Origin of the sequence: Gordonia westfalica, assembly GCF_900105725.1 — a bacterium.
In the GTDB taxonomy this organism is placed as follows: Bacteria; Actinomycetota; Actinomycetes; order Mycobacteriales; family Mycobacteriaceae; genus Gordonia; species Gordonia westfalica.
This window is the reverse complement of the sequence record NZ_FNLM01000036.1, coordinates 1,025,345-1,048,314: the sequence shown is the minus strand read 5'-3', so window position 1 is coordinate 1,048,314 and position 22,970 is coordinate 1,025,345. Positions and strand designations below refer to the sequence as shown.

Below are 22,970 nucleotides of genomic sequence, written 5' to 3'. Positions count from 1 at the left end.
TCCATAACCGGTCTCACACCAGACGGAGTAAACATCCCGACACAGTGTCGGCACCGTTGCCGACATGGTGTCGGTAAACATGCGAGGGCAGTGACGTGTTCCTAGCCCTACGTGAACTCTCATTCGCACGCGGACGATTCGCCCTGATGGGGTCGCTGGTCGCGCTCATCGCCATCCTGATGGTGCTGCTGAGCGGCCTGTCGGTGGGTCTGGTCAACGACGGTGTCTCCGGGTTGAAGAAACTGCCGGTGACCTCCTTCGCCTTCCAGAAGGACATCGCGACCGACTCCGCGTTCTCCCGCTCCCTGGTGACGACGTCGGCGGTCGGGAAATGGGCCGAGCAGCCGGGCGTTCGAGGATGCCGCACCGTTCGGCAACACCCTGATCAACGGCCGGACCAACACCGGCGTGGACATCGACCTCGCCCTGTTCGGTGTCGAACCGGGCAGCTTCGTCAGTCCCACCGCCTCCGAGGGCGAGTCGCTGTCGAACGCTCCCGGTGAGCTCGTCATCAGCGAGACCGCCGCCGAGGACGGACTGTCGATCGGCGACACGGTCACCGTCGAGCCGCTCGGCACACAGCTGCGGGTCGTCGGAATCCTCGACGGTCAGAGCACCTTCGGGCACGTCGACGTCGCGTTCGTTCCGCTGAAGACGTGGCCGGAGATCCGCGCCGGGGCTCGTCCCGGCGAGCCGGTGCCGCCGCGCGTCTACGAGGACATCACCGCCGTCGCGGTGAAGGCCGACAAATCCGTGGACCTGGCCGCCGGCGACGCCGCCGCGGACACCACCTCGCTCACTCTCGACGAATCTTTCGGCGCTTCACCGGGATACACCGCCGAGACCTCGACCCTCATGTTGATCCAGGCGTTCCTGTACGCGATCTCGGCGCTGGTCGTCGGGGCGTTCTTCACCGTCTGGACGATCCAGCGCAGGCAGGAGATCGCCGTGATGCGGGCGATGGGCGCCTCGACCGGTTACCTCCTGCGCGATTCGCTCATGCAGTCGTTCATCCTGCTGCTCGTCTCCGCCGGAATCGGCATCGGGATCGGCGTCGGCCTCGGTGCCGCCATCGGTTCCACCCCGATGCCCTTCGCCCTGGAAACCGGTGCAATCGCCGCAGCGGGCGGTCTGCTGATCCTGTTCGGCATGATCGGCGCCGCCGTCGCGGTGCTCCGCATCACCCGGGTCGACCCCCTGACCGCCTTGGGAGGCAACCGATGACCGCGCTCGTACTCACCGACGTCAGCCTTGTCCACGGCGACGGGGAGGACCTGGTCACCGCGCTCGACGCAGTGAACCTCGAGGTCGCCGCCGGCGAGTTCGTCGCCGTCGTGGGCCCCTCCGGATCGGGCAAGTCCAGCCTCCTGGCCGTCGCAGGCGGTCTCATCACCCCCACGTCGGGGAAGGTCACCGTCGGCGACGCCGACCTGGGGACCGCGTCGAAGCGCGAGCTGACCCGGATTCGTCGCGAACACATCGGGTTCGTCTTCCAGAGCGGCAACCTGCTCGACGCGCTGACCGTCGAGGACCAGCTGAGATTGCCGCTGACCTTCGGTCGCGCCACCGAGTCCCGCTCACCTGCCGAACTCCTCGCCGGCGTCGGTATGTCGCACAAGGCGAAGCGCCGCCCCCATCAGTTGTCGGGCGGGGAACGACAGCGCGTCGGTATCGCGCGGGCGCTGATGACCCGACCGGACGTCCTCCTCGTCGACGAGCCCACCGCGGCCCTCGACCGGCGGCGCAGTCACGAGATCGTCGAACTGCTCGCACGAGAGGCCCACGAACACGGCGTCGCGACGGTCATGATGACCCATGACCAGGACGTTCTCCTACACCGTGACAAGGTGTACGAGATGGTCGACGGACATCTGAACCCGGGGTCTGCGGCGTCCGCATGAGCTGAGGAGGTGGGCGTTTGCCACGCATCCAGGCGCCCACCGTCGCCGAACACCGAGGCCAGCAGGAGCAGGCGATCCTCGATGGCGCGAAGGCCATCCTCGCGGAGACCGGCGAGGCACCGACCCTGGCCGCGGTCGGTAAGCGCGTGGGCCTCGCCCGCTCCAGCGTCTACCAGTACTACCCGTCCAGCGAGCAACTCGTGGCTGCGGTCCTGGCCGATCTCCTCCCCAGTTGGGATCGGTTCGTCCGCGATCGTGTCGGCGCACAGACCGAACCGGGACAGCAGATCTGGGGATACATCTGTGCGAACGTCGAGCTGTTCGTCGGGTCGGAACAGGCAGTGGCCAACGCGCTCGTCCGAATCGTCGATCCGAGCGTCCTGCAGGAGCCGATGCAACGGTTCCACCGGGAACTCCAGGAGCCGCTCGTCGAAGCCCTCACGGCCCACGGCGAGCCGCGTCCGCTCGAGGTCGCCCAGCTGATCGACTCGATGATCGTCCAGGCGTGCAGGTCACTGGGAGCCGAACATTCCGAGAACCCACCCAGGACACCTTCGACGGCCAACGGGTCGGAGATCACCGAGATGATCCGCCGGCTGATCGGCGGCTACCTCGGGCTTCCCGACGACCGGCCCGGATCGGTTCAGCGGAAGGCGTAGTCGGACAACGGGAACGAGTCCATCTCGTGGAGCGTCCGCAGCGTCGAGGCCGGCCGGAGGAGCGTCGCCTCGCCGTGCTGGTTGAAGTAGTAGCTGCGCGAGCCGGCGCAGTTGCCGTTGTAGAACACCGACGACTGCAGGCGGTCGGTCGCCTTGTCGAGGAAGGCGTCGTTGGCGGTCTCGGTGACCTCGAAGGTGTCCTGCCCGCGGCGTCGGAGCTCACCGAAGAGGCGGGTGATGTGCTTCATCTGCCCTCGATCGTGGTGAAGTACGACAGGCCGCTGTACGAGTACGGGCTGTTGAGCGAGATGAAGTTGGGGAACTTCGGCACCGCCACACCTTCGTAGGCCTGAAAACGGCCTTCGCGCCAGAACTTTCCGAGGTTCCGCCCGTCTCGGCCGATGATCTCGAAGGCCGGGAAGTTCACGTCCCAGAGGTTGAATCCGGTTGCCAGCACGAGGGTGTCGATCTCGGTCTTCGCGCCGTCACCGGCGAGGATGCCGTCCGCCTCGAGACGGGCGATCCCGCTGGTCTCCAACGTCACGTTCGGTTTGGTGAAACTGGCGAAGTAGGTGTTGGAGAATGTCGGCCGCTTGCAGCCGAAGTCGTAGTCGGGGGTCAGTTTCCGTCGCAGCTCCGGATCGGCGACCTGGGACCGCAGGTGCGCCTTGGCGAGGCGTGCGGCCAGCTTGTTTCCGGGCTTGAGCTGCTTGAAATGCAGGACGCCGGCGACCATCAGCAGCTCCAGCAGTGAGGTGTTGACGAGCCGCGCCGCCCGCTGTGTCAACGGGATTCGCCGGAAGAGCTGCTGCACGAGCGCCGGGATCGCGAAGTCGACCTTGGGCACCACCCAGATCGGCGTTCGCTGGAAGACGGTGAGCGCGTCGGCGCGTTCGGCGATCTCGGGTATCAACTGCACCGCCGTCGCCCCGGTGCCGATGACCGCGACCTTCTTGCCGGCGAAATCGAAGCCGTCCTGCCACGCCGCCGTGTGCAGGATCGAACCCTGGAAGTTCTTGATCCCCGGGAAGTCCGGGACGTGCGGCTGGGAGAGGAAGCCGGTCGCGGTCACCAGATATCGGGCCGTGCGCTCGGTTCCGTCCCCGGTGCGCACCCGCCACAGCCGCCCGGCGTCGTCCCACTCGGCGGAGTCGACGCTCGTCCCGAACTCCATGTGCCGCTTGAGGTCGTACTTGTCGGCGACATGGTGCGCGTAGCGCTTGAGTTCGGGACCGGGGGCGAACAGTCGCGACCAGTACGGATTGGGCTCGAAGGAGTACGAGTAGGTGACCGACGCGATGTCGACGGCGAGACCGGGATAGTGGTTGACATGCCAGGTCCCGCCGAGATCGTCCTCCCGCTCGAGGATCGCGATGTCGTCGATGCCCAGTCGTTTGAATGCGATGGCCGCACCCATCCCACCGAAGCCGGCGCCGACGATCAGGACGTCGTGAGCCGGAGCCTCGTGAGCAGAGGCGTCGTGTGCAGGTTGCATGGAGATTCCCCGATAACTGTTACCGACAGTTACTGTAACGTAGCACACAGATCGCCCGGCCTGGAATTGCTCCGGAACGATCAGAACGGTGCGGGTCCGTCTGCTTGCTCGCGTCGTTCGCGTTCGCGCTGGTTGCGGGCGCGTTCGGCTCGCCGCCGGGCGTGTTTCGCGGCGGTTCGGTTGTTCGGTGGCGGGGTGTCGTCACCGGTGATGACTCGCGGTGTGGGTGGGGCTTGGGCGGGTTGTTCGAAGCGGATGCGACGCAGGTTGGGGAACAGGTCTTCCAGGGTTTCGGCGTCACCGCGGATGCGGTAACGCTCGGGGTGACGTACTCGGTGACCAGGCGACCGTCCTCGTCGCGGTACTGCACATCGACCCAGTCGCCGAACGTCTTGTGCAGATGCCCGAACCGGCACTTGGCGTTGAGGTTCTCACTCGAGGTGAGACCGCCGCGGGTGGGGCGCTGGCGGTCGCATTCGGTGACGTGGTCGAGGTCGCAGCCGAATGCTGACTTTTCGCAGCCGGGTTCGGTGCAGTACCCGTCACGGATGCGCACGAAGTCCGCGCACGCCGTCGTCGGGCGATAGGGATCAGAAGGTTGCGAGCCGGGGAAGATGACGACGACATCCGACGACGGTGCTTCGGCGGCAACACCTATGGGCGCTGTACGTGTCGGGGTGACCGGTGTGATCGTTGCATCAGGCCGGGTGGCGAGGTCGCGGACATGCTCATCGGAGATGACGCCATGCCCATCGACCCAGCCGATCCCCGGAACCCCGTTGAGAGTCGCCTGATCAGTGACGACGTGAATGACGACCTCGCTGCGCACCGCAGCGACCACCGCATCCGGTTCGAGAACCTCCGCGGTGCAGTCCTCGCGATCACACAGGCACTCGAACACGGTGCCGGTCAACAACGCGAACATCGCATCCGAATTACGCTGACCAACCGTGCTTGCACACCGAATCGTCCAGTACACGAACGGCTTTCGCCGCAATCCGCACATTCCCGCAGCCATCACCCCGGTGAGCTCGGCGGTCCCGTCGTCGAGGGTGTGCGTCCACATGCCACGGTTGTCGAGCGCTTCTTTGCGGCGTTCCCGGACGAGGTCGGGGTCGTGCCGGAAAACGAGGCGGTCGACCTCGTCCCGCAACCGGGCGCGCGTCCAGGAGCCTTTCTTCGACCGCAGGGTGGCGGCGATCTCGGCGTCGAGGGTCGGGGTGATCGACGACTCGTACGGTACGAGCGCGGTGCGCGACAGGATCACCTGCAGCTGCCAGCGGGTGGTGATCCCGTCGCGGAGCGTGTCGAGGACCTCGGGCAGCGATTCCCGCAGGCCGATCGCCTCGTCGACCAGGATCTCGGCCTGGCGTCGGGTGAGGGACAGTTGGCGGGCCACCCGGATCACACAATCCGTGTCGCCGCTGACGACGATCCCGCCATCGATGGTGCTGCGCACCGCGATACAGCGCTCGGCGATCGCGGTGACCATTCCGTACCGCCGCCAGTCCTCGCGAGACTGCCGGCGTTGCGACTGCGCCAACTCTTCCATCAACGAGTACATGTCGGCTTCATAGGGGTGGGCAGGATCAACCCCGGCGAAAGACCCGCCCGATCGATCAGCCCGATCCCCCGACACCCTGCCCCCAGAAGTGTTGCAGCGCCGGCCCCTTCGACTGGATCACTTACTGACTACCAATGTAGACCCGACCACCGACAAGACCGGATCCCCTTCCGCCGGATCGGATCGCTACGCGGTTGCGCAGCAACCGGATTCGCCGAACTGAAGTCGCACGCGACATCGATCCGGATCTGCGACCTCGGTGGAAGTCGCCCCGCCGGATCGACATCGCGCGCGACTTCGTTTCAGGTGACCGATCAACCATCGGCGGTGGACAACTCGAAGTCCATCCACAGATCACCAACCTGATCGGCGTCACCGCGTTCGGGAGTGGTGGTCCTCGACGACACTGTCTCCCATGTTGGGGCAAACACAGTCGTTGGGGCTCAACGCCTTTGCGGCGCGGGTCGTCGACGTGCAGCGAAGGGTCGCGAACGGCGAGGGTGGAGGTGCGCCTCATGACTCACGCTCCGTCCGGGCGAAGCCACGAATGGGGTTGCCACTGCGGTCGACCGTCTTGTAGACGGTGAGTACCCACTTGCCGTCGACCACAACGGTTAGGTCGCCGACCTCTATGCGTCCCACAGGGGTGGTCTTAGCACGTTCGGGACTGGTGCCCACTTGCTACCGTGACCAGTCCTCGTGAGAATCGCGGCGTTGCGACTGCGCCAGCTCCTCCATCAACTCGTACATGTCGGCCTCGTACGGGTGGGCAGGATCGACCCCGGCGAAACACCCGCCCGGTCGATCAGCCCGATCGCCCGACACCCTGCCCCCAGAAGTGTTGCAGCGCCAGCCCGTTCGACTGGATCACCTACTGACCACCAATGTGGACCCGACCACCGACAAGATTCGCGGCCCGCGGCAACCGGTCAGGCGATCGCAGTTCCGTCCCACAGCACGTCGAAGAACTGCGTCGCCATCAGCTCCTCGCTCTTGTTGCGGTCCATGCCGAGCTCTTTCCGATATGCCGCGATGTGCTGCAGCGACAGGGCCGAGTAGAGCAGCGGCAGGTGGTCGTGCGGTTGGTCGTATACGCCGCCCGCCCCCTTGGCGGCGGCCAGGTCCCGGCGCAGATGCGACGGATGCTGCAGCGCATCACGCAGCACCGCCGCCTTGATCATCTTCTTGCGCCCCGCCGGGACGATGACGAGTTCGCCGGGATCGAACAGGGCGGTGTCGAACTCCGCGGAGGTCGCGACGGTGCACCCCGCGGTCGGTCGCGGATTGCACTCGACCATGTGATGGACGCCGTCGTCGGTGACGAGGTAGTCGAAGCTGATCTGCCCATGCCAGTTGAGTTCTCGTGCGATGGTCTGCGCCGCGGCGAGCGATTCCGGCGAGTCGACGGAAGCGAAGACGATGCCGCCGCGGTCGTCGATCGCGAGCGGATGCTCGTAGCAGGAGTGGAGCACGATCTCGCCGTGATGGGCGATGCTCCAGCTACACCGGTCGACGCCCGCGAGGTACTCCTGGACGAGCCACGGATAGTCGGGCGTCGGGGTGATGTCGTCGATCGAGGACTCCCCGGCCAGCGGCCCGGTGTTGGTGAGGACGTCGAGTCCGCCTCGCCCGAAGGCGGCCCGGGCGAACCAGTGCGGCCACTGCCGGGTGGCCTCGCGCAGTTCGTCGCGGCTCGTCGTCGTCACCGACGCCGCGGCCGGCAGTCCGAATTCGCGGCACAGGGCGGTGAATCCGACCTTGTCGTGGACGCGGGCCAGGGTCTCGAAGTCGGGGAAGAACAGTTCGACGTCCGGATGCGCCGCGGAGATGCGGTCGCGATGCCTGGCGAGGTAGAAGACCTCCTCGAACATCGGGAGGAGCCAGGTGATGTCGTACTCACCGATCGCGTCGATCACCGCGTCGACGAAGGCCGTGGTCTGCTGGGTGGGTGCGGGGAGCACCAGATGCCGCCGCGCGCCGCGCGAGTGGCTGCCCGGCGCCGCCCCGAACGTGTCCGCCGCGGTCACGTCCCGGCCGGCCTCACCGAGCTTGTGGATCTCGTCGACGGCGAAGGGCATGCGGGACGTGGTGACCAGGATGCGGGGCGAGGAAGCGGTCATGCCAACGACGGTAGCGACGCGATTCTCCCCGCGTCGGGATTGCGCCGTTTCCGGCGCAGCCGGTCCCCGGAGATCATCGATGGACTGGGCGTACCGTCTAGGGGTGACCAAGCCGAGCAGTGCCAGTGCCAGTGCCCGCACCGCGTCCGGCGCGTCGTTCCTCGCGGCCGTCTATGCGTTCGCAGTGGTCATGCTGGGCACCACCCTGCCGACCCCGCTGTACTCGACCTACGGTGCGGAACTCGATTTCGGCGTCATGACCACGACACTCATCTTCGCGGTGTACGCCGCCGGGGTGATCGCCGCGCTCGTCACCTTCGGCCAGTGGTCCGACGTCGTCGGGCGTCGCAAACTGCTCATCGCCGGAGCCGCACTCTCGGCGATCAGCGCCGTCGTGTTCCTGACGGCGGGGCCGGTGTGGCAGCTCATGGTCGGGCGCGTCCTCTCCGGACTCTCGGCGGGTATCTACGCCGGCGCGGCGACCAACGCCGTCATCGAGCTGGCCCCGCCGTCGTGGAAGGACCGTGCCCCAGCGGTCGCGACGGCCGCAAACATCGGCGGCCTGGGGTTGGGACCGTTGCTCGCAGGCCTTCTCGCCCAGTACGTCGGCGCGCCACTGCGAACCGTCTTCATCATCGATCTCGCCCTGCTGGCACTCGTCTTCATCGGCATCTGGCGCCTGCGGGAGACGGTCGACGTGCAACCCGGGGCCCGGCTGCGCGTGCAGCGCCTGTCCGTCCCCACCGCCATGCGCGGGGTCTTCACCCGCGCGGCCATCGCCGCGTTCGCCGGCTTCGCCGTCCTCGGGACCTTCACCGGGGTGATGCCGACATTCGTCACCCACGAACTCGGCATCGACAACGACGCACTGATCGGGGTGCTGGTCTTCGCCCTGTTCTCGGCGTCGGCCGCGACCCAGATCATCGTGCGCCGCATGACCACCGAACCCGCTCTGATCGCGGGATGCGCGGTCCTCATCGCCGGCTCGGGACTGTCGATCCTGGGCATGGTCATCAATTCGCTGGCGGCGCTGTTCCTCGGCGCCATCGTCTGCGGAATCGGCCAGGGGATGTCGTTCAGCAAGGGGCTGGCGTCGGTGGTCGCCGCGAGCCCGCCGGCGCGTCGCGCCGAGGTCACCTCGACCTTCTTCGTCGTCGCCTACGTCGCGATCTCGATCCCGATCATCGCGCAGGGCATGGCCGCCGACAGATGGGGACTGCGTCCCGCAGGCATCGCGCTGAACTGTGGTGTCGCCGCACTGTCCCTGATCGCGCTGATCCTGACCATCATCGCCGTCAGGCGCCTGGAACGCCCGACTCGTTGAGCACGTTCACCAACCGTCGGAACCGCGTGCTGCTGACGAGGTCCTCGACGAGCACCACCTCGCCGTCGGCGTTGGCCAGCGGGATGCACCAGTTCGGGTACTGCCGGGCGTTGGTACCGGGCTGGTTCTGAATCCGTCGCTCCCCCACCGCATCCACCAGCGCCACGCTCAGCAGCACCGACGGCGTCTGCGCGATGACGGCATACAGGGCGTCGACGACCTTCGGATCCGACAGCGGGGTGTCCCGCGACAGCAGGCCACGCTCGTAGGCGAGTTCGAGGACGGCGTCACGTTCGCGTTCGTTGCGCTCCCGTTCGGCCGCCTCGCCCGTCTCGAGCAGACCCAACCGCGCTCGCAGTTCGATGTGGTCGCCGGCCAGGTACCCCGACGTCGGCGGCAGGTCGTGCGTCGTCACCGACGTCAGGCACAGTTCGCGGTAGCGTTCCGGCGCGATCGCGGCATTGCGGTCCTGCTCGAACCACAGGATCGAGGTGCCCAGGATTCCGCGCTCGCGCAACGTCTCCTGCACCGTCGGTTCGAATACTCCGAGGTCCTCACCGACGACCACCGCATCGGCCCGCAGCGCTTCGAGCGCCAGGATGCCGATGAGGGCCTCGCTGTCATAGCGCACGTAGGTGCCGCCGGCCGGACCCATGCCGTCGGGAATCCACCAGAGCCGGAACAGGCCCAGGATGTGGTCGACGCGGACCCCACCGGCATGCCGCAGCACGGTGCGGAGCATGTCGCGGTAGGGCTCGTAACCGGCCTCGGCGAGACGACGCGGATGCCAGGGCGGCTGATCCCAGCCCTGCCCCTGCTGATTGAAGCCGTCCGGCGGCGCGCCCACCGTCGCCCCCGACGCGAGCACGTGGCCGAGCGCCCAGGCGTCGGCACTGTGCCTGCCCACACCCACGGCGAGGTCGGCCATGACCCCGATCGACATCCCGGCGGACTTCGCCGCGTGCGCCGCGGTGGCGAGCTGTTCGTCGCAGATCCATTGCAGCCACATGTGGAAGTCGACGCGCCGGGCCAGCTTTCGCCGCTTCTTCTTCACGTAGGTGGGATCGAGGAATTTGTCCTGCCAGCGGGGGTCGCCGGCGTCGTAGCGTTCGGCCAGCGCGCACCAGGTGGCGAAACGTTTGAGGCCCTTGCCCTCCCGTTGCCGGAACTCCCGCAGGGCCGTCTTGCGCGCGGGACTCAACGGCACGTCGTAGATCAGTTCGAGGGCTTCGAGCTTGGCCCGGTAGGACTTGTTGCGCCGGATCTTGTCGGTGGCGGTGTTCTCGCCCATGAACCCGCGGGCGAGTTTGCCCACCCACTTGCGTTGGGCCTTCGACAGTCCGTCGAGTTCGGGGATGTCGGTGACGCGGATGTAGATCGGGTTGAGGAACCGGCGGGTGACCGGCAGATACGGCGACGCCTCGATCGGGGGGTGCGGCTGCGCCGCGTGCAACGGGTTGACCTGCACGAAATCGGCACCGTAGGAGCTGCCCGCCACCTCGCAGACCCCGGTCAGGTCGGCGAAGTCGCCGACGCCCCACGAATCCGCCGAACGGATCGAGTACAACTGCACGGCCAGCCCCCAGCGCTGCCGCCCGAGCAGGCGATCCGCGGTGTGCAACCGGCGCGGGGTGACGATCAGCGATCCGCTCGACGCCGTCGAGTCGTCGAGGTTCAGAGCCTTGATCTTGTGGTACCCGGGTTCGAGGCCGTCCGGGATCGCGAAGGTGGCGCGACCGACGAGCGCGCCGTCGATCTCGCGCGGATCCACCCACACATCGAGTTGTTCGGGGGCGACGTCGCGGCCGTCCTCGGTGGCGATCCACACCTTCACCAGATTCCCGTGCGGGACATGGATGCAGAAGGTGCTGCCGGTCCCCTCGGTCACGACGGTGACCGCGGGAACGAACTCGCGCCACGGCCGCTCGTCGACCTCGCGAATCGACTCCTCGACCGTCTCGGGTGAATCCGCGGCGACGTCGAGCGCGGCGAGCACGGCGATCAGCGTCTCCGGGCTCACGTCGTGCGTCTCCTCGTCCCAGCCCACATAGCTGGTGGCCACACCGTGACGATGCGCCAGTTCGGTCAACCTCTCGGGGTTCACGTCAGCCACGGAGTCATCGTCTCAGGATTCAGCCGGGTCTGCTCCCTGTGCGGGAGGACCGAAGAGAACACCCGGATTCAGCAACCCCTGCGGGTCGAAGGCCGCCTTGACCGCGCGCATCGTGTCGAGGTCGACGTCGGACCGGCCGAGGTGCGTCCAGGCCGTCTTGGCACGGCCGATGCCGTGTTCGGCGCTGATCGACCCGCCGTTGGCCGCGACGATCCCGTACACCCGGTCGGTGACCGCACCGGCGTGCTCCTCGGGGACATCCAGCAGGTTCACATGGACGTTGCCGTCGCCCACGTGTCCGAAAAGAATCGGGCGACAGGGGAAGTCACTCAACTCGCCGACTTCGGCCAGTTCGGCGAATGCCTCCGGCAGCGCGCGGATGGGCACCGAGATGTCGAGTTTGACCACCGGCGTCCGACTCGACCGTGCGATGGTCTCGGTGTGGCTCTCGCGCGCGCCCCAGAGCGCGCGGGCGGGCGCGGGCTCGAGCACGGCGTCGACGAGTCCGTCGGTGACGCCGAGCAGTTCGGCCATCGTCGACTCGATGTCACCGACCCCGGACACCTCGATGAGGACGTAGAAGGGCCCCGGCGTCGCGGTCGGCCGACGCTGTCCGTGTTCGTGGACGAGTTCGATGCCGGCCTCGGTCATCAGCTCGGCGGCCTCGACGGTGAGACCGCGTGAGGACGCCGCCCCGATCAGTCCGATGGCGTTCTCGACGTGCTGGACAGCGGCGACCGCGACGGTCGCGGCCGACGGCGGTACGACGAGTTCGAACAACACGCGGGTGATGACCGCCAGGGTGCCCTCGCTGCCGGCCAGGAGTGCCGGAAGGTCGTATCCCACATTGTCTTTGACCAGGGAGGTCCACCGCCGCAGTATGCGACCGTCGGCGAGGACCGCCTCGATCCCGAGTACCTGCGAACGTGCGTTGCCGCGGCGGATCATCCGGATGCCACCGGCATTTGTCGAGACGACTCCCCCGGCGGTGGCCGACTCCCGCGAGGCGAGGTCGACGGGAAACGCGAGCCCCACCTTGCCGGCGTGCGTGTCGATGGCGTCGACGGTCGCACCGGCCTGCGCGCCGACGCAGCGGCCGACCGTGTCGACCTCGTCGATGTCGGTCATCCTGGCCGTCGACAGCACGATCACCGGCGCTCCGGTGTCGTCGCGCGCCGGTGGCACCGACCCGCCCACCAGCCCGGTGTTCCCGCCCTGCACGCAGATTCGGGCGCCGACGGAGGCGCATTCGCCGACCACCCGGGAGACCTCCTCGGTGGTGCGCGGCCGCACCACCGCATCCGCCTCACCCCGGTATCGGCCGGTCCAGTCCACGAGGAAACCCTCGATGGTGTCGGGGTCGGTGAGGACGTTGCCCTCGCCGACCGCGTCCCGCAGTTGCGTCAGCAGGGCGTCCGCACGCGCGGGCATGGCGTCAGACCTGTGCGACCGCGTCGGTGATCGGGGTGTCCCCGTCGTTGAACTCGATGACCTTGCGCACGGTCGCGGGTTCGGCGAGAACGGCTGCGGCGACCGCGGCGACGTTGTCGCGGCTTACCTCGTCACCACCGCCGCGGGTCCCGCCGACGTCGATTCTCCCCGTTCCGGGCTCGTCGGTGAGCCGGCTGGGGCCCAGGATCGTCCAGTCGAGGTCTCCGGACTTCAGGTAGGTGTCGGCGGCCGCCTTGGCCTCGGCGTACGCGTGGAACGAATTGTCCTCGGGAACCCCGTGATCCGGACCGGCACCGAAGTAGGAGACCATCACGTACCGGTTGATCCCGACCTTCGCCGCGGCATCCATTGAACGGATCGCGGCGTCGCGATCGACGGCATACGTCCGCGCCGGGTCGCCACCGCCGGCACCCGCCGACCAGACGACGGCGTCGTGCTCGGAGATCGCCGTGGCGATCCCGGTGGTGTCGAGGGTCTCCACGTCGGCCACGACGGGGACCGCACCGGTGTCGGCGACGTCTTGTGCGTGTTCGGGATTGCGGATGATCGAGGTCACCTGATCGCCTCGGTCGGTCAAGATCTTCGCCAGGCGCAGCGCGATCTTGCCGTGTCCACCGATGATGGCCACTCGGGTCACTGGTTGCTCACTTTCGAAGTCGAGGAACGCACGTACAACTCCCAACGTACGCACCGGCGAACGGCACCGCCCCGGTCCGACGCGGGGTGCGTCGGGTTCCGGGGCGGGGTTCGGGGGTGCTGCGATCAGACGCGAGTCCGGCCGCGCCCGGTCACGAGCTTGACCAGGAACAGCAGGATGCACGCGCCGGCCAGGCAGGTGATGAAGCTGAAGATCCATCCGGCGCCTTCGACATCGACGCCGAACAGTTTCAGGATGAAGCCTCCGAGGAGGCCGCCGATGACTCCGACCACGATGTTGAGGATGATGCCCTGCTGCGCATCGGTCTTCATGATCTTGCTGGCGATCCAGCCGGCCAGGCCACCGATGATGATCCACGCAATGATGCCAATTCCCAGCATGTCTTCCTCCTAGGTCTTTGTTGATCCTGCGTGTGTAAATCGTCCGAATCGTCCAGATCGTTCGATTGCTACAACACGGAACGTACCCAGGGCGCACACGTTTCAAACCTGACCGGTTGATCCGTATGCACATCGAGACCCTCGGACACCTCATGCCGAGACCTTCGTCGGCAGCGAAGGGCCCGGTCCCGGGAGAGCCGCGAGGTCAGGGGCAGGTCACCTTGATCTCATACGGCTTGGTGACCCTCTGGGTCGGGTTGGCGAGATCGATACCGGTGGCCTCCCCGGTGATCGTGTAGGTCTTACCGTCCTTGGTGACCTCGGCCTTGCCGTCGCCCCCTCCCATCTGGAATCCCAGCGTGACACCATCCACGGACCCGAGGCCGACCGATTCCACCTCCGGCGAATCGCCCGATGTCAGCACCACACCGACGCCGGATGTCCCCGAGCCGGAACCGATACCGATGGTCACCTTGCCGCCGGCGTCGGTGCAGCCGACCGAATTGTCCGCCAGGTCCACCTCCTTGCCGTCGACGGTCACCGATGCCTCACCGTCGGCACTCCCGGATCCCGAGTCGTCCGATCCGCACGCGGTGACGGCCACGGCCAGCGCCGCCGCGCCGAGGATTGAAGCGATGTGCGCCTTGTTCATCATGGGAACTCCTGGGCAGTCGTGAACGCCGCCGGGTGGCGGACTGAGAAGAATCTAGCCCTTGAGCTGGGGGTTGGCACGCAAATGTCCGTATTCTCGGGTCCTTTGGCACACGGCGAGACCACCTCAGCCGATCGGCATCAGTTTCGCCTCGGCCTCGACCATGACCGCGCGAGTCAGATCGCGAAACTGTTCGTAGTGCCCGTGATATCCGTATTTCGCGTGCAGGCTCGACCACCGGGTGTGGTCGGCGGCCGCGCCGATCGCGTTGGCCTCATGGAGGTAGGCCGGCAGGATATTCTGGATCGTCGGATCGCGACGGAGGCGATGGACGGTGTCCCGGTGCAGCGACGACGACGCACGGTACTTCGTGATGACGACACCCAATTCGACTATGGTGCGGCCGATCTCGGCACCGAATTCCACGACCTGCCGCTGAATGTGCGGAATCGCATAGGTGGACAACACATCCGGGATCGTCGGAATGAGATAGCCGCCCGCCAGGAACAATCCGTTGAGGCTGAACGGACCGACGTTCGGCGGACAGTCGATCAACACATAGTCGTACCGGGACATGATCGGGGCCAACGCTCCCCGCAGCACCTCGACCGCCGCGAGATGGTCGTCGGCGGCCACACGACGCGCACTCATCTCCTCCTGCAGGTCGATCAGGTCGAGCGACGACGGGAGGAGATCGATCCCGGTAAGCCCGTCGACCGAGGAGACATCGCGTTGAACTGTGCTCTCGAGATCGAAGCGCCGGGTGCCGTCGAGGACGTCGGCGAACAGGGTCGCGACGGTGTGTCCGCGGACATTGCAGGCCTCCCAGCCCTTCTCCCCGATCATCATCGTCGTGAGATTGGTCTGGGCGTCGAGGTCGACGAGGAGCACCTTCTTGCCGAAGACGCCGGCGAGGAAATCGGCGAGACCGGCCGCGAGCGTGGTCTTCCCGACCCCGCCCTTGAGGCTGATGGTCGCGATCACCGTCGGCATGGGATCCCCGGTCTGGTCGGCGGCCTGCGTCGCGAATCAGACTAACCGGGTCGCACTCCCGCCGCAGCGACTCTCTGCCGGCCTCGCCCGCTCCTCTCAGCCGGCCTTGCCGAGGGCCTCGACCCGCTTGTCGTGGTGGGCGAAGGTGGGACCGCGCCCGCCGTCCTGCTCGGCGGCCGGCTTGGTGAAGGCGTCGTGCATGACGGCCCAGCAGGTGTCGCCGTTGGCGCGACGCTTGTCCGCCCGCTTCCAATAGCCGGGGATGCGCCGGTCCAGATTCGCGAGCTTCGCCTGCGCGGTGATGAGTTTCGGTGCGATGCGTCCGATCCGGGTCGGCTCGGGGTGCCCGTGATGCGCTTCCCGAGGAACGTGCCGCCGATGAAGAAATACAGGCCGTGCAGCGTCTGATGGATCGCCGACTTCACCTGTGCGTCGATCAGCGGAACCCGCACCTTGTCCATGAGGGTGTTGAGCATCATCTCGGAGACCTCGTTGAGTGCCTCGGAGAACTCCGACGGCGGCTCCATCACCGCATAGCCGTAGTCCAGTAGCTCCACCGCCTCGCCGAACGTGCGCGGGATCATCGCCTCACGGATGCCCATGATGTGACCGATGTACGACCAGAAGATGTTGAGATCCTCGAGGTCCCGGTAGTCGTAGTGGCGACCGTAGTTGATGTCGTACATCAGGTTGGCGACCCCGAACGACGGTATGCCGCCGGACATCTCGGCGTTCGAGATCGGCCCGCCGTGCTGGGCGACCCACTCCTCGCCCCATTTCCTACGCAGCATGACACGAGCCTGTGCGTGCATCAGCCGCACCCGGACGGCGTTCTTGAACGCCGTACCGAAACGATCCAGCGCGCCGGGAGCCGGCAGGTGCAACCAGAACTCGGCGGACTCCAGCGACCGGTTGATCATGTTGCGCTGCATGCGCCCCATGGTCCCGACCGCATCCCCCACCGAACCGCCCTGCACGGTGGCCAGGGTGTTGAGGAAGATCAGCGACGCCTTGCCTGCCGGGCTCACCTCGTTGGCGACGATCGCGCCACGGTCGACGCGCTCCCTGGTGATCCAGGCCGGCGGATTGTCGATGTGCTCGAAGAGCGCGACGAGTTCATCCGGCGGATTGTCGATGGCGTCCAGACCGTTGTCGAGGGCGTTCTCGAACATCTGCCGGCCGGTTCGCGGCGGCAGCCTGCGGAACATCTGACGGTCCGAGGTCGGGCAACATAGTTATCTTGGTTACCCAACTCACCGACTGCCGCAGCGGTTTCATATACAAACCGGCAACTCGAGGTGAGCCGACGACCCGACACCCACCAGAAGAGCAACTTTCGGACGGGATCGGCGGCCGCGACCCGCGCTTGGTGTCCGGAAGCGGCGATTCTCGCGGATTCGCATCGACCCCGATCTGCCGACATTGTCGAAATCTGTAAGAATGACGTCGCCGAACATCCACGCCGAGACCGCGCGGACACCATCGGCACATTTCGGGAAAAACGAGGAAATACCCGTCGATTCACGTTCCCGTCGTTTCACGTAGTACCCACATCTCACCGACCGCGGCCACACGACTTCCGCGAGGGAAGGACCGTCATGACCACTCGACCCATGACCACTCGTCTCCGAAAGCTCTCCGCCGGAATGGGATTCGCCGCGGTAGCAACGCTCGCCACCGCACTCGCACCGACCGCGTCGGCAGCCCCGGCCGATGTCATCGTCTCGCCCTCGGTGGCCGGCAACGCGATCACCCTCAAGGTCTCCAACAATGCGGGAAAGCGCATCGGCTGCGAGATCTTCGGCGTGAAGGCCGATACCTCCCCCACCGCATCGGGCGTGGTTTTCGGTTATCAGACCCCGGAACAACTCGGCGCCCTGATCTCGCCCGGCACGTCGAAGAATGTGCCGATGCGGGTCACCGCGGGCACCCCGCCGAAGCCCACGGGATCCACGACGATCCCCGACGGGACCTACGACATCTACTGGGGGTGCGCCACCATCACCCTGCCGCCGGGCACCGCCCGGGAGCAGTTCTGGGGCACCAACCCGCCGCTGACGAACATGACCCCGACGGCGGGTGCGCCGATCCGCGTGAGCGTGCCGGGCGCTGGGCCAACCGCGCCGGAACCCGAGCCCGAGACACCGGCGAGGCCGACCGTCCCGGGCTTCCCGGACATCGAGATCCCCGAGCAGATCTGCGCCCCGTGGGCCTGCTACCCGGTGCCGCTTCCCTGAGCCTTCACCGAGGCCGGGTCACAGCGGCGTCGGGTGATTGTCCTTCGACTTCGAGCGGAACAGCATGTACCCGCCGTAGAGGGCCAGTCCGATGAGTGCGATCCAGAACAACCCCTTGAGGAGCGGGCCGATCACCGCGAGCGCGATGAGGACGACCGCGATGACCCCGAGGACCTTCCAGAACGTCATTCCTGAATTCGTTGATGTGCTCATGCCCCGAGTCTCCGCCGCCGGAACGCGAAAATCGACAGGTCAGCCGGTATATGGGGCGAAGTTCAGGGACATCCCTGAGGTCGGAGCCTAGCGCTGGAACCAGGCCTCCGGGTCACCGCTCAGCGCCTTGGAGATCCGCAGGCGCGAGGTGTCGGTGAGATCGTCGGGCAGCGCGTCGGGCGCGAACCATGCGACGTCGGAGTTCTCGTCGTCGGCGGCCCGCGGTTCGCCGTCGAGATGGCGTGCGAGGAAGCAGACGTCGAGATAACGCGACTGGTCGCCATTCGGGTAGGTGATCAGCGGCGTCACGTCGATGCTGGTCAGGCGGATGATCTCGGCGGTCACCGCGGTCTCCTCGGCCACCTCCCGCAACGCCGCACGCGCCGGTTCCTCACCGGGTTCCAGAACCCCGGACACCACCGCCCACTGTCCGTTGTCGACGCGGCGGGTGAGCAGCAACCGGCCGTCGGCGTCGAGGACGACCACACTGACGCCGGACAGCCAGAGTTCGCGATGACCGACCTGCGCGCGCAGGTCACGAATGAAGTCGGGGATGGGCATCCCCACATCCTGCCCGCCCACGCATCGGCGCGCGTCTCGGCGGCGCGCACAATGTGACTCATGAAGATCTCTCGACGAGCCGAAGGGATCGCCCCGTTCTACGCGATGGAGTTCGCGCGGAACGCGGCCGAGCTGGAAGCGCAGGGCCACCACGTGGTCAAGCTCAACATCGGCGAACCCGACTTCGGACCGCCGCCGGCGGTTCTCGCGGCGGCTCGTGAGGTCAGCGACGGTAGGCCGCTCGCGTACACCGGCGCCCTCGGGCTGCCCGAGCTGCGGATCGCGATCGCGGACTTCTACGGTCGCCACTTCGGCGCGGACGTCGACCCTCGACGGGTCGCGGTCACCTCCGGCGCGTCCGCCGCACTGCTCATGTCGTGCGCCGCGCTCATCGATCCGGGCGACGAGGTCCTCATCGGAGATCCCTCCTACCCGTGCAACCGCCAGTTCGCGCATGCCTTCGGCGCGCAGGTCGGTCTGATCGAGACCACCGCGGCGTCGCGGTTCCAGCTGACCACCGACGATGTCGAGCGGGCGTGGACCGACACCACGCGCGGCGTCATCGTCGCCACCCCGTCGAATCCCACCGGCACCTCGATGCCCTACGACGAGCTGCTCGCGATGACCGATCTCGTCGCCGCCCGGGGCGGCTGGTCGATCGTCGACGAGATCTACCTCGGGCTCTCCGACCCGGGGCCGGATGGGCGTGCGCCGCGCAGCATCCTGGCGACCGACACCCCGGGGACGGCCGAGACCGTCGTGATCAACAGCTTCTCCAAGTACTTCGGCATGACCGGCTGGCGCCTGGGCTGGTGCATCGTGCCCGACGAGCTGGTCGGCGTCATCGAACGGCTCGCGCAGAACTTCTACGTCTGCCCACCCACCCCGTCCCAGTACGCCGCACTGGCCTGCTTCACCCCCGAGTCCCTGGCCGTCGCCGAGGACAACCGGCGGGAGTTCGCACGGCGCCGGCACCTCGTCATCGAGGGCCTCGCCCGCATCGGACTCGAGGTGCCGGTGGTCCCCGACGGCGCGTTCTACGTCTACATCGACGTGAGTTCCACCGGGATGAGCGCGGCCGAGTTCTGCGACCGTGCCCTGCGCGAGGCGCACGTCGCCCTGACACCGGGTAAGGACTTCGGGCCGGCCGGGGCCGACCGGTTCGTCCGGCTCTCCTACGCGGCCTCGACCGAGGACCTCGCCCTGGCCGTCGATCGTCTCGGCACGTTCGTAGGCGTGCGTCCCTGAGCCGGCACCGGCGATCACGGTCCGCGGGTGGGCGGAATCGCCGTCGGGAACGGCCACCGGCGACTAGGATGATCCGCAGCCCATGGCTCGTCGTGGATCGGATTCGTGGTGAAGAAGGTTCTGAAGTCCCTGTCCGAAGACGAGTACAAGCTTGTGCGGAAGACGAAGAAGTCCGCGATGGCGGGACTCGACGAGGACCATCTGATCGACCTCCATTCCCGTATCCGGCGCGCCCGGAACAAGTCGGTGACGCAGTACCGGCGCGCCGGCGCGAAGAAGGTCAAGGCCAAAGGCGGTCGCGGTGCCGCGAAAGCGGCGAACGTCCACAACGCGGCCCGGGCGGAAGTCTTCGAGAAGTCGCTGAGCCGGGTCAGCGCGCGCCTGGCCACCGTGTCCCGGGAAGCCGCCCGGGAGCTGAGGGCGGAACGACTGGATCGCGCCCGGACCTCCTCTCCGGCAACGGAAATCGACCCCGACGCCGAGGGGAAGGTCTCGTCTGCCGGACGACCGCGGATCGACACGACGCGAGAATCACCGGGACGCAAGAAGTACGAGGCGTCGACAATCGCGGCCGGTGCGCGGCGGCAGACGAAGAAGGATCGTAGGCACAGCTCCTGATCGGTCCGGCGAACGCCGCACGCAACGACTTCCGGATTCACTCCCCAGTTTTCTGGGATACGACCCGTCCAGAATGCTGGTCACGGGATTTCCGGTGTTCGAGGGATGGCGGGAACAAGAGGCGCTCAGCGAATCTGAGTGCCATGAACACACCGATACGTCCGGTTGTTCGAAATCCCGACCCACCGAAGGAAACCACCGTGTCCATCACCTCCGAACCCATCGACTTCACCGACTTCGACACCCTCACGACGACGGTCGCCGGCCCCGTCCTGACCCCGGCCGACGACGGTTACACCGCCGAGCTCACCGGCTTCAATCTGGTGGCCGCGCCGGCCGCACAGGTCGTCGTCGGTGCGACCTGTGCCGAAGACGTCGCCGCCGCAGTGCGATACGCACGTTCCAACGGACTGCGCGTCGGCGCCCGGGCCACCGGGCACGGAGCACCGATCGAAGGGCGCGGCACGGTCGTGGTGACCACCTCGCGCATGACCGGCATCGCCGTCGACCCGGTCGCCAAGACCGCCCGCGTCGGTGCCGGCGTCCGCTGGCGCGACCTCGCCGCGGTGACCGCGCCGCACGGTCTGACCGGCATCGTCGGGTCCTCGTCGTCGGTGGGTGTGGTCGGCTATCATCTCGGCGGCGGACTCAGCCCGCTCGGACGCCGATTCGGTTGGGCCGCAGACCATGTCAGGTCGATCGAACTGGTGACGGCGGACGGGATCATCCGCACGGTCGACCCCTCCGCCGGTTCGGACCTGTACTGGGCGATTCTCGGCGGACGCGACGGCTTCGGCATCGTCACCGCCATCGAGTTCGACCTCTTCGAACTCCCCACCGTCTACGGCGGCGGTATCTTCTTCGCCGGCTCGGCCGCGGCCGACGTCCTCCACGCATGGCGCGAATGGGCGCCGACCCTGCCGGAGGAGGCGGGCACCTCGGTCGCGATCCTGCGTCTTCCTCCGGACCCCAACCTGCCCGCCCCGCTGCAGGGCCGGCTCGCCGTGCACGTCCGCTACACCCACACCGGCGACCCGGCAACCGCCGCAGCACTTCTCGCCCCGATGCGTTCGGCAGGCCCGGTCCTGCTCGAGAACATCGACGTGCTGCCGACCGCCGCGCTCGACGCCGTGCACATGGACCCGCCCGGCCCGATGCCGAGTGCCGAGCGCGGCGCTCTCCTCGGCGAGTTCCCGGCGTCGGCCGTCGACGCCCTCCTCGAGGTGGCCGGACCGCAGGTCACCAGCCCCCTGGCCATCGTGGAGGTCCGTCTGATGGGTGGCGCGCTCTCCCAGCCGCAGCGCGTACCCAACGCCGTCGCCGGCCGCCACGGCGCCTACAACCTCATCGCGATCGGCGTGCCCGCAGGCCCTCTCGGTGACCAGGTCGGAGCGCATCTGGCCGCCGTCACCCGCTCGGTTGCACCGTGGTCGACCGGTGCGCTGCTGAACTTCTGCGGACTCGACGCCGCCGGGCGCGCGGAGCTCTGGACTCCCGAGCAGCGGATGCGCCTGGACACGATCCGACGCCGCCATGATCCCTCCGGCGTCCTCCGAGCGGATGATCCCAAGTTTGTGGGATAGACATCGAAGCAGCTCAGGCACATGATTGGCGAATGATCTCGAGCCTGACGACCGAGCGCGTGCGCCGCGACATCGACGTCGTGGCGCACGCGGGTCTCGGTCTCGACGACTTCTTCGCCGAGACAGTGGAGTCGCTGCGGCGTGCGGTACCCCTCGACGCCGCCTGTATCGGCACCTTCGATCCCAACACGGTGATGCTGACCTCCGCCCGCAAGTACGGAGATCTGCTCGGCCAGGATCACAAGGACCCCGAATGGGGCCTCCTCGAGTACGGCCGGGTCGAACCGTCCAGCTACCGGGAGCTGGTGGCGCGCAGATGCGACGCCGTCGGACTCAACCTGCTGACCCGCGGACGAGCACAGCACTCGGAACGCATGACACAGTTGATGATTCCGGAGTACTGCTTCCACGATGAGGCGCGACTCGTGCTCCGCGACGGCGACCGGGTGTGGGCCGGGATCGCGATGTTCCGCAGCGGAGCGGGATGCCGCCCGTTCACCGAGGACGAGATCGAGTTCCTCGGTTCGCTGTCCCAGACGCTGGCCCACGGGGTGCGCATCGGACTGCTCAGCACTGTCGTCGCCGAGAAGCGCCCCTCCATCAACTGCGGACCGGCCGTCCTGATCATCGACCGCAACAACGACATCGTGCAGATGAGCGCCGGCAGCCAGGAACGCATCGACGACCTCGCGGCCGGACCGAACAGCGCGGCGGCGGCGAACCCCATCTACGGCCTCATCGGCGCCGCCCGACGCTACGGCGCCGGCGAGACACAGGTGCCCCCGCGTCTGCGGGTGCGCGGCAGGTCCGGAATGTGGCTGGTCATCAACGCATCTCCGCTCTCGTCCGCCGACGGCCGCCCGGGCGAGGTGGTCATCACGATCGAGGAGGCGCGTCCACCGGAGATCATCCCCTTGGTCGTCGAGGCCTTCGGGCTCACCGTCCGCGAGCGTGACGTGACCCAGATGGTGTTGCAGAACGTCGCGACCAAGGACATCGCCGCCGCCCTGCACGTGTCGGCATACACGGTGCAGGATCACCTGAAGTCGATCTTCGACAAGGCCGGCGTCCGCAGCCGCCGGGAGCTCATCGCCCGGGTGTACTTCGACCAGTACGCGCAGCGTCTCAACGAGCCGCTGACACCGTCCGGGACCTACTCACCGGCCGGATAACAACCCGTCACCAGCACATTCTCCTGA

20 protein-coding genes and 2 pseudogenes are annotated in these 22,970 nt (G+C 67.3%); 9 read left to right on the top strand and 13 right to left on the bottom strand.

The window, feature by feature from the left end:
- Positions 1-95: 95 nt before the first annotated feature.
- The 3 genes and pseudogenes from BLU62_RS30965 (at position 96) to BLU62_RS30955 (ending at position 2,560) form a co-directional block, all read left to right on the top strand.
- A pseudogene (locus BLU62_RS30965) lies at positions 96-1,224 on the top strand (ABC transporter permease).
- Complete coding sequence (locus BLU62_RS30960; protein ID WP_074854235.1) at positions 1,221-1,901, top strand: ABC transporter ATP-binding protein; 681 nt, start codon at positions 1,221-1,223, stop codon at positions 1,899-1,901. Before BLU62_RS30965 ends, BLU62_RS30960 begins: the two are co-directional and overlap by 4 nt.
- A gap of 17 nt (positions 1,902-1,918) precedes the next feature.
- On the top strand, positions 1,919-2,560 hold the full coding sequence (locus BLU62_RS30955; protein WP_074854234.1) for a TetR/AcrR family transcriptional regulator: 642 nt from the start codon (positions 1,919-1,921) through the stop codon (positions 2,558-2,560).
- Here BLU62_RS30955 and BLU62_RS30950 read toward each other — a convergent pair.
- The 4 genes and pseudogenes from BLU62_RS30950 to BLU62_RS30940 form a co-directional block, all read right to left on the bottom strand.
- Positions 2,545-4,055 (bottom strand): annotated as a pseudogene (locus BLU62_RS30950) (flavin-containing monooxygenase). The gene BLU62_RS30955 and the pseudogene BLU62_RS30950 sit on opposite strands and share 16 nt — an antisense overlap.
- Positions 4,056-4,074: 19 nt before the next feature.
- A complete protein-coding gene (locus BLU62_RS30945) occupies positions 4,075-5,619 on the bottom strand; it encodes a DUF222 domain-containing protein (RefSeq protein ID WP_074854233.1) in 1,545 nt (514 codons plus the stop codon).
- Between the two features lie 513 nt (positions 5,620-6,132).
- Positions 6,133-6,261 carry a hypothetical protein gene (locus BLU62_RS34465; RefSeq protein ID WP_280141577.1) on the bottom strand — a complete coding sequence of 43 codons (129 nt, stop codon included), beginning with the start codon at positions 6,259-6,261 and terminating at the stop codon, positions 6,133-6,135.
- A gap of 287 nt (positions 6,262-6,548) precedes the next feature.
- A complete protein-coding gene (locus BLU62_RS30940; protein WP_074854232.1) occupies positions 6,549-7,739 on the bottom strand; it encodes an ATP-grasp domain-containing protein in 1,191 nt (396 codons plus the stop codon).
- Positions 7,740-7,929: 190 nt separating this feature from the next.
- Here BLU62_RS30940 and BLU62_RS30935 point away from each other — a divergent pair, with 190 nt between their 5' ends.
- Complete coding sequence (locus BLU62_RS30935) at positions 7,930-9,063, top strand: MFS transporter (protein WP_244278460.1); 1,134 nt, start codon at positions 7,930-7,932, stop codon at positions 9,061-9,063.
- Here the strand turns inward: BLU62_RS30935 and malQ are convergent.
- From malQ to BLU62_RS30900, 7 genes are all read right to left on the bottom strand, one after another.
- The gene (gene malQ / locus BLU62_RS30930; RefSeq protein ID WP_074854230.1) at positions 9,035-11,167 is read right to left on the bottom strand and encodes a 4-alpha-glucanotransferase; all 2,133 of its coding nucleotides are present in this window, start codon (positions 11,165-11,167) and stop codon (positions 9,035-9,037) included. The two genes, BLU62_RS30935 and malQ, sit on opposite strands and share 29 nt — an antisense overlap.
- A gap of 21 nt (positions 11,168-11,188) precedes the next feature.
- Positions 11,189-12,607 carry an FAD-binding oxidoreductase gene (locus tag BLU62_RS30925; RefSeq protein WP_074854229.1) on the bottom strand — a complete coding sequence of 473 codons (1,419 nt, stop codon included), beginning with the start codon at positions 12,605-12,607 and terminating at the stop codon, positions 11,189-11,191.
- Positions 12,608-12,611: 4 nt separating this feature from the next.
- Positions 12,612-13,265, bottom strand: coding sequence for an SDR family oxidoreductase (locus BLU62_RS30920; RefSeq protein WP_074854228.1), 654 nt, complete (start codon positions 13,263-13,265; stop codon positions 12,612-12,614).
- 125 nt (positions 13,266-13,390) lie between these two features.
- On the bottom strand, positions 13,391-13,666 hold the full coding sequence (locus tag BLU62_RS30915; RefSeq protein ID WP_074854227.1) for a GlsB/YeaQ/YmgE family stress response membrane protein: 276 nt from the start codon (positions 13,664-13,666) through the stop codon (positions 13,391-13,393).
- A 205-nt stretch (positions 13,667-13,871) separates the two neighbouring features.
- Entirely contained in the window at positions 13,872-14,321 is a 450-nt protein-coding gene (locus BLU62_RS30910) for a lipoprotein LpqH (protein ID WP_084811978.1), read from the bottom strand.
- Positions 14,322-14,444: 123 nt separating this feature from the next.
- On the bottom strand, positions 14,445-15,311 hold the full coding sequence (locus tag BLU62_RS30905) for a ParA family protein (RefSeq protein ID WP_074854226.1): 867 nt from the start codon (positions 15,309-15,311) through the stop codon (positions 14,445-14,447).
- A 41-nt stretch (positions 15,312-15,352) separates the two neighbouring features.
- Entirely contained in the window at positions 15,353-16,519 is a 1,167-nt protein-coding gene (locus BLU62_RS30900) for an oxygenase MpaB family protein (RefSeq protein ID WP_244278444.1), read from the bottom strand.
- A gap of 390 nt (positions 16,520-16,909) precedes the next feature.
- Between BLU62_RS30900 and BLU62_RS30895 the strand changes: the two genes are divergently transcribed.
- Entirely contained in the window at positions 16,910-17,548 is a 639-nt protein-coding gene (locus BLU62_RS30895) for a hypothetical protein (RefSeq protein WP_074854225.1), read from the top strand.
- An 18-nt stretch (positions 17,549-17,566) separates the two neighbouring features.
- Here the strand turns inward: BLU62_RS30895 and BLU62_RS30890 are convergent, their stop codons facing one another.
- Complete coding sequence (locus BLU62_RS30890; protein WP_074854224.1) at positions 17,567-17,761, bottom strand: hypothetical protein; 195 nt, start codon at positions 17,759-17,761, stop codon at positions 17,567-17,569.
- Positions 17,762-17,848: 87 nt separating this feature from the next.
- Positions 17,849-18,322, bottom strand: a complete 474-nt coding sequence (locus tag BLU62_RS30885) for an NUDIX hydrolase (protein ID WP_074854223.1) — start codon at positions 18,320-18,322, stop codon at positions 17,849-17,851.
- Between the two features lie 60 nt (positions 18,323-18,382).
- On the opposite strand from BLU62_RS30885, the gene BLU62_RS30880 reads away from it, so the two are divergent.
- From BLU62_RS30880 to BLU62_RS30865, 4 genes are all read left to right on the top strand, one after another.
- A complete protein-coding gene (locus tag BLU62_RS30880; protein WP_074854222.1) occupies positions 18,383-19,570 on the top strand; it encodes an aminotransferase class I/II-fold pyridoxal phosphate-dependent enzyme in 1,188 nt (395 codons plus the stop codon).
- Between the two features lie 108 nt (positions 19,571-19,678).
- Positions 19,679-20,188 carry a hypothetical protein gene (locus BLU62_RS30875; RefSeq protein ID WP_074854358.1) on the top strand — a complete coding sequence of 170 codons (510 nt, stop codon included), beginning with the start codon at positions 19,679-19,681 and terminating at the stop codon, positions 20,186-20,188.
- 200 nt (positions 20,189-20,388) lie between these two features.
- Entirely contained in the window at positions 20,389-21,771 is a 1,383-nt protein-coding gene (locus BLU62_RS30870) for an FAD-binding oxidoreductase (protein WP_074854221.1), read from the top strand.
- A 32-nt stretch (positions 21,772-21,803) separates the two neighbouring features.
- Positions 21,804-22,943: a LuxR C-terminal-related transcriptional regulator gene (locus BLU62_RS30865; protein ID WP_074854220.1), complete on the top strand. Its 1,140-nt coding sequence runs from the start codon at positions 21,804-21,806 to the stop codon at positions 22,941-22,943.
- Positions 22,944-22,970: the final 27 nt, after the last annotated feature.

Coding starts and splice junctions, on each gene's coding strand:
- BLU62_RS30960 (WP_074854235.1), top strand. CDS start 1,221: ATGACCGCGCTCGTACTCACCGACGTCAGCCTTGTCCACGGCGACGGG.
- BLU62_RS30945 (WP_074854233.1), bottom strand. CDS start 5,619: ATGTACTCGTTGATGGAAGAGTTGGCGCAGTCGCAACGCCGGCAGTCT.
- BLU62_RS30940 (WP_074854232.1), bottom strand. CDS start 7,739: ATGACCGCTTCCTCGCCCCGCATCCTGGTCACCACGTCCCGCATGCCC.
- BLU62_RS30935 (WP_244278460.1), top strand. CDS start 7,930: ATGCTGGGCACCACCCTGCCGACCCCGCTGTACTCGACCTACGGTGCG.
- BLU62_RS30925 (WP_074854229.1), bottom strand. CDS start 12,607: ATGCCCGCGCGTGCGGACGCCCTGCTGACGCAACTGCGGGACGCGGTC.
- BLU62_RS30915 (WP_074854227.1), bottom strand. CDS start 13,666: ATGCTGGGAATTGGCATCATTGCGTGGATCATCATCGGTGGCCTGGCC.
- BLU62_RS30910 (WP_084811978.1), bottom strand. CDS start 14,321: ATGATGAACAAGGCGCACATCGCTTCAATCCTCGGCGCGGCGGCGCTG.
- BLU62_RS30905 (WP_074854226.1), bottom strand. CDS start 15,311: ATGCCGACGGTGATCGCGACCATCAGCCTCAAGGGCGGGGTCGGGAAG.
- BLU62_RS30900 (WP_244278444.1), bottom strand. CDS start 16,519: ATGTTCCGCAGGCTGCCGCCGCGAACCGGCCGGCAGATGTTCGAGAAC.
- BLU62_RS30895 (WP_074854225.1), top strand. CDS start 16,910: ATGACCACTCGACCCATGACCACTCGTCTCCGAAAGCTCTCCGCCGGA.
- BLU62_RS30890 (WP_074854224.1), bottom strand. CDS start 17,761: ATGAGCACATCAACGAATTCAGGAATGACGTTCTGGAAGGTCCTCGGG.
- BLU62_RS30885 (WP_074854223.1), bottom strand. CDS start 18,322: ATGCCCATCCCCGACTTCATTCGTGACCTGCGCGCGCAGGTCGGTCAT.
- BLU62_RS30880 (WP_074854222.1), top strand. CDS start 18,383: ATGAAGATCTCTCGACGAGCCGAAGGGATCGCCCCGTTCTACGCGATG.
- BLU62_RS30865 (WP_074854220.1), top strand. CDS start 21,804: ATGATCTCGAGCCTGACGACCGAGCGCGTGCGCCGCGACATCGACGTC.